Annotated in this window: 4 protein-coding genes and 1 pseudogene; 1 reads left to right on the top strand and 4 read right to left on the bottom strand. The window is 39.1% G+C overall.

What is annotated here, in order from left to right; genetic code table 11:
* Nucleotides 1–1319: aspartate ammonia-lyase (locus K6G87_RS16070; protein WP_330669906.1), on the bottom strand; the 1319-nt coding region annotated here is incomplete at its 3' end.
* Nucleotides 1320–1631: 312 nt separating this feature from the next.
* Between K6G87_RS16070 and K6G87_RS16065 the strand changes: the two genes are divergently transcribed.
* The gene (locus tag K6G87_RS16065; RefSeq protein WP_296839526.1) at nucleotides 1632–2087 is read left to right on the top strand and encodes an Lrp/AsnC family transcriptional regulator; all 456 of its coding nucleotides are present in this window, start codon (nucleotides 1632–1634) and stop codon (nucleotides 2085–2087) included.
* A 23-nt stretch (nucleotides 2088–2110) separates the two neighbouring features.
* Here K6G87_RS16065 and K6G87_RS16060 read toward each other — a convergent pair.
* From K6G87_RS16060 to K6G87_RS16050, 3 genes and pseudogenes are all read right to left on the bottom strand, one after another.
* Nucleotides 2111–2659: pseudogene (locus tag K6G87_RS16060) on the bottom strand (Pr6Pr family membrane protein); the annotation flags it as partial.
* Between the two features lie 10 nt (nucleotides 2660–2669).
* Nucleotides 2670–3431 carry a 2-hydroxy-6-oxo-6-phenylhexa-2,4-dienoate hydrolase gene (locus K6G87_RS16055; protein ID WP_296839524.1) on the bottom strand — a complete coding sequence of 254 codons (762 nt, stop codon included), beginning with the start codon at nucleotides 3429–3431 and terminating at the stop codon, nucleotides 2670–2672.
* Nucleotides 3432–3521: 90 nt separating this feature from the next.
* Nucleotides 3522–4611 (bottom strand): GGDEF domain-containing protein (locus K6G87_RS16050; RefSeq protein WP_296839521.1); only part of this gene is annotated, 1090 nt, incomplete at its 5' end.

Raw genomic sequence — 4611 nt, 5'->3', positions numbered from 1 at the left:
TTTTGCTCAAGTACTATTTCTCTTATAGTTCTTTCTTCATGAAGTGCCTGCTTGGCTATGCTGGCTGACTTCTGGTAACCGAGTATGGGACTTAGGGCTGTAGCTATTCCTACGCTTCCTTCTTCAAGTTCTTCGCAGTGGTCAGTGTTAGCTGTAATTCCTTTTATGCAGTTGTCGATAAGGGTTGTGACTGCATGGGTGAGTGATGTAATTGATTCAAAGAGCTGATAGAATACAACCGGCTCAAAGGCGTTAAGTTCAAGCTGTCCTGCTTCTGCTGCCATGGCAATTGTTGTATCATGCCCTATTACAAGAAAGGCTGCCTGTGTTACTACTTCCGGAATTACAGGATTGACCTTGCCCGGCATTATAGATGAACCGTTCTGCATTGCAGGAAGATTGATCTCATGAAGGCCGCATCTAGGTCCTGAAGATAATAATCTTAAGTCATTGCACATTTTAGAAAGGCTCACTGCACAGGCTTTTAAAGCTCCTGATACTTCTACGAAGCTGTCAAGATTCTCTGTAGCATCAAACAGATCTGCCGCCTTAGTAAGATGAAGTCCGAATTCCCTGCTTAAAACTGTAGCAATATTTCTTTCATAATAATCTGATGCATTTATTCCTGAACCTATAGCTGTAGCTCCAATATTTACGCTATGCATTTCAAGAGTAGCATTTTCTATCCTTTCATAGCACCTTTCTATCATGGAAGCATATCCGCCAAAGCTCTCTCCAAGTGTCATGGGTACTGCATCCTGAAGCTGTGTTCTTCCCATCTTTATTACATATCTGAACTGAAGAGCCTTTTCATAAAGTGTGCTTTCAAGTCTTCTGAGTTCATCAGTAAGTGGCTGCATAAGCTTTATCACAGTCATCTTGCCTGCAGTAGGGATAACATCATTGGTTGACTGGGCCATATTAACGTGATCATTTGGATGAACCTTGTCATATGCGCCAAGCTTTCCTCCAAGTATCTCATTGGCTCTGTTAGCGATCACTTCGTTCATGTTCATGTTGGCACTTGTTCCTGCGCCTCCCTGAACTGCATCTACTATAAAATTCTCTGCAAACTTTCCTTCCATTACCTCTTTAGCTGCAGCGCATATTGCCTTTGCCTTATCATATTCCAAAACACCTGCCTGGTAGTTGACTATTGCAGCAGCTCTTTTGATAAGGGCAAGATTATTCAAAAATTCCGGATGCATCATATTTCCTGTAATTCTGAAATTCTGATTAGCTCTAAGTGTCTGTACTCCGTAGTAAGCTTTTTCAGGTACTTCAAGTGATCCGATTGAGTCTTTTTCGATTCTTTTCATAATATTATCATCCTCTCTTCTTTCAGCTTATTGCTGATACACAAAAGGGCGCCCTTAAAGACTTGTATGTCTTAAAAGGCGCCCTCGCTTTTTATGAACTGACTTTAATCCCTAAGGCATTATTTTGTAAATCCTTAAGTGATATTTATAATTTTGAATCGAATTTGGAAGTATGTACTTAAGAAAATAAAGATTTCATCAGAATTTTTTTACAAAATTAATATGCACCTAAATTCAGATAAGTGATAACATCAAAATATGCAAAGGAGCAGAGACATTTCGTTTCTGCTCCTTTTTCTATGGAGGTATAAGATGAATGACATAAAGCTTGATAAAACTGATCTGAAGATTCTTCAGATGATCGAAAACAATGCAAGAATTTCCTTAAAGGAACTTGCAAGTGCTAACTACATGTCTTCTCCGGGAGTAGCAGCCCGCATACACAGACTTGAAGAACTGGGTCTTATAAAGTCCTACTATACAGAAGTTGACTACTCTCTTCTTGGCTATAATATCAAAGCCTTTATCAATCTTGAGGTAAATCCCAAGGATAAAGTTACCTTCTATCCATATATAAAAGATATACCTAATGTTGTCGAATGCAGCTGCGTAACCGGGGATTACTCAATGCTTCTTAAAGTGTTATTCAGAAAGCCGGAGGAGCTTGACCATTTTATAAATGAGCTCCAGCAATTTGGAAGGACCAAAACACTAATAGCCTTTTCCACTCCTGTTGAGCACCATCCTCTGGCTCTTGACAAAATCTAAAGCAAATGATTATTACCTTGCTTTCAAGATTTTCTGTTAATAAATGAAGCAATTGCAAGATAACAATATCCTACAGCTATAAGGAATATAAGTAGGGCAAGGATCCACCACGCACTTCCCATAAATGGAAGTTCATTAGTAAAACCAAAGGCTCCTGCCTTGCTTCCCCAGTTAAGGAAAAAGTAAGGGTAGTTGATACCCTCTGCAAATTCCCATCCTCTGACATATCCAATACCAGCGTATATTGCATATAAGATCGGAGGAATGATTACAAATATCACATTCTTTTTATGTATGTTGGCTTTAGGTGCAACTACAAAGAAATCAATAACTGCCACAACCGGAACCACGAGGTGAGTAAGTGTATTCTGGATATTCCAGGCAGCTGCTCCAAGTGTAGGTGCAAGCACAAATCCAAACACAACTCCTGTAAGAGTTATGGATACGGTTCCCACAAACTTTATGATATACCAGATATTACCGGCAGGCCTTCTCTTAAAAATCCCCCAGCGCCTGATTGTTTTGAGGCGTGAAGCAAGAAGACGACTGATTATCGCCTGTATTGGGGAGACGTAACTAAAATTACTGCTCCATGAATTCGTCTATGGCTTTGAGGACGGGAACTCTGTATTCGGTGCCGCCAAAGAGCCATTGCTCGTGCTGCATGTCGAATTCTCTTATGTCGGGGTTGTGGAAATATTTTTTGTAGCGCTTAAGGTACTTGGGACCCATCTTCTTTGCATAGATGAAGTGAGCCGTTGTATTGTCTACTTGGATGTCGTCGTCAAGATAGGTGATCAGATCTGTGTAGTATTCGTTTCTGATAGACTCTGCTTTAAATTTAGAGAAGCAGTTTAGAAACTTCTCTGCCATCTCATCATCCATCAGAAAGAAATTTTTGAGCTTTTCCTTGGTCTTATTTCTCTTCTTCTGGCTTTTAGTAATGCCTGTAAGGATTGGCACTACAAGCTTTGCCTGCAGCTTTGCTGAAAGCTTACCGCTCTGATCAAGGTCAGGGCTTCCAAATATTGCATGATCTATATGCACATTCTCTCTCATCACAAGCTGACCTACAAAGCTTGAGCCAAGTGATGATCCTATAGCTGCGTCAAGCCTTCCATTATGCTTGTCCTTAATGTACTTTTCGATTTTTTCTGTTACTGTTATCATGTCAGGAAAAATTGTATCGCTTCCATCAAATCCATCGTAATTGACACAGATTAAATGATACTTCGATGACAATGAGTCTATAACATTTCCAAAATTTGTCTGCCAGTCGCAACATGTTCCCGGTAATAACATCATTGTCTTTCCTGTCATATTTCCCATTTCTTCAAATTTCATAACTACTACCGGCCTACCTTTCACATTAATAATAGGCAGCCGTTAAAGCTGCCTATACTATAATATCACTATTGGTTAGTTAATGCTAACTCATCTTCTCCTTCTGTCTATTCCATTCTGACTGTAATATGCTGCCTTATCTTCATACATCATCTGATCCGCAATCTTTTCAAGATCTTCCATAGTAGCTTCCTGATTATCAGCTACAGAGGCAAATCCAATCGATATGGCAAGTTTTTCTGAATATACACCATGCCATGCAGCAGCCTTAGCCTTCATCTGCGATTTAATCTTTTCACAATCATCTGTATTTATGATTGCAACAAACTCATCGCCTCCGGTCCTGTATACTTTACCTTTCGAACCAGTAATAACTACAAGACAATCTGCTGCGCCCTTTATAAGCTCATCTCCTGCTGCATGTCCTTTAGTATCATTAGCAGTCTTAAGTCCGTTAACATCAATCGAGAATATGGACAGATCCTTTTCAAGGCCCCTAGCCTTATGAGCTGCGATATCTTCTTCATAGCATCTTCTGTTATAAAGTCTTGTAAGCTCATCCGTCATTGCTATACGAATAAGGTGTTCTTCTCTTCTCTTTTCATTATCTATATTCTGACTTGTAAAAATAACTCTTGTCGGGAATCCACTTTCATCAGTATTTAAAACAATATACTGCGCCCTGAACCAGCCTTTTAAAATATCTATAAACTCTCCGGAAATAGCTTTCTTGTTTTCAAGCCTTTTCTGAACAGTAGTTATATCCGTAAATTTAATAAAGTCTTTAAGCTGATCATTAACGATACTATCGAACATGGATCTTGTTACAGAGGTATGATCCTGAATAGACAGATCAATCTTCATCTCACCTTTATCACCACTTGCAATATTTCTTTCAGTCATTCTTTCAAAGTCTATCATATTGGCATTATCATAAATACCAGCCATAGAATCCATTATCTTTGTATGCTCTTCTATCTTTTCTTCATGCTTTCTAAGATCCTTGTACTTCTCAATAAGCGTACGGAAGTAATTGGTAGCAAGATATAAGATGGCATAGCCACCTACACACATGATGACCATTTCAACTGTATATCCACCTACCCTGTTGGCAAAAGTACGGGCAAAAGAATCATATTCACTATTGGGATTAATAAAATATGGAGCAGTCAGATATGTT

The sequence above is a fragment of the Butyrivibrio sp. genome, from assembly GCF_024699075.1.
This window is presented reverse-complemented; position numbering and strand designations above follow the sequence as displayed.